The organism is Vibrio sp. 5S239 (assembly GCF_041439575.1).
Classification (GTDB): Bacteria; Pseudomonadota; Gammaproteobacteria; order Enterobacterales; family Vibrionaceae; genus Vibrio; species Vibrio kanaloae.
Window position 1 is genome coordinate 1 of the sequence record NZ_JBGOOM010000052.1, and the last position, 1,328, is coordinate 1,328.

Consider the following 1,328-nt stretch of genomic DNA (forward strand, 5'->3'; position numbering starts at 1 on the left):
AAGCACGTATCCTGTTGTGAATACATAGCAACAGGAGGCAAACCGGGGGAACTGAAACATCTAAGTACCCCGAGGAAGAGAAATCAACCGAGATTCCGAAAGTAGCGGCGAGCGAAATTGGATTAGCCCTTAAGCTTTTAATGATGCAGGTGAAGCCTCTGGAAAGTGGCGCAGTAAAGGGTGATAGCCCCGTAACCGACACATCATCATCAGTGAAATCGAGTAAGGCGGGACACGTGATATCCTGTCTGAATATGGGGGGACCATCCTCCAAGGCTAAATACTACTGACTGACCGATAGTGAACCAGTACCGTGAGGGAAAGGCGAAAAGAACCCCTGTGAGGGGAGTGAAATAGAACCTGAAACCGTGTACGTACAAGCAGTAGGAGCACCTTCGTGGTGTGACTGCGTACCTTTTGTATAATGGGTCAGCGACTTAATTTTAGTAGCAAGGTTAACCGTTTAGGGGAGCCGTAGGGAAACCGAGTCTTAACTGGGCGTACAGTTGCTAGGATTAGACCCGAAACCAGGTGATCTAGCCATGGGCAGGTTGAAGGTTGAGTAACATCAACTGGAGGACCGAACCGACTAATGTTGAAAAATTAGCGGATGACTTGTGGCTAGGGGTGAAAGGCCAATCAAACCTGGAGATAGCTGGTTCTCCCCGAAAGCTATTTAGGTAGCGCCTCGGACGAATACTACTGGGGGTAGAGCACTGTTAAGGCTAGGGGGTCATCCCGACTTACCAACCCTTTGCAAACTCCGAATACCAGTAAGTACTATCCGGGAGACACACGGCGGGTGCTAACGTCCGTCGTGGAGAGGGAAACAACCCAGACCGCCAGCTAAGGTCCCAAAGTATAGCTAAGTGGGAAACGATGTGGGAAGGCTCAGACAGCCAGGATGTTGGCTTAGAAGCAGCCATCATTTAAAGAAAGCGTAATAGCTCACTGGTCGAGTCGGCCTGCGCGGAAGATGTAACGGGGCTAAGCTATACACCGAAGCTGCGGCTACGTACCTTAGGGTATGTGGGGTAGGGGAGCGTTCTGTAAGCCGTTGAAGGTGGTCTGTAAGGGCTGCTGGAGGTATCAGAAGTGCGAATGCTGACATGAGTAACGATAAAGGGAGTGAAAAACTCCCTCGCCGGAAGACCAAGGGTTCCTGTCCAACGTTAATCGGGGCAGGGTAAGTCGACTCCTAAGGCGAGGCCGAAAGGCGTAGTCGATGGGAAACGGGTTAATATTCCCGTACTTCTTACAATTGCGATGGGGGGACGGAGAAGGCTAGGTGGGCCTGGCGACGGTTGTCCAGGTTCAAGTACGTAGGC

General features: G+C 51.3%; 1 rRNA gene (running past one end of the window). It reads left to right on the forward strand.

The annotated features are described in order from the left end of the window. Window positions 1-1,328 (forward strand): 23S ribosomal RNA (locus tag ACED48_RS20315); its annotated part runs 1,125 nt beyond the window's last position; the annotation flags it as partial.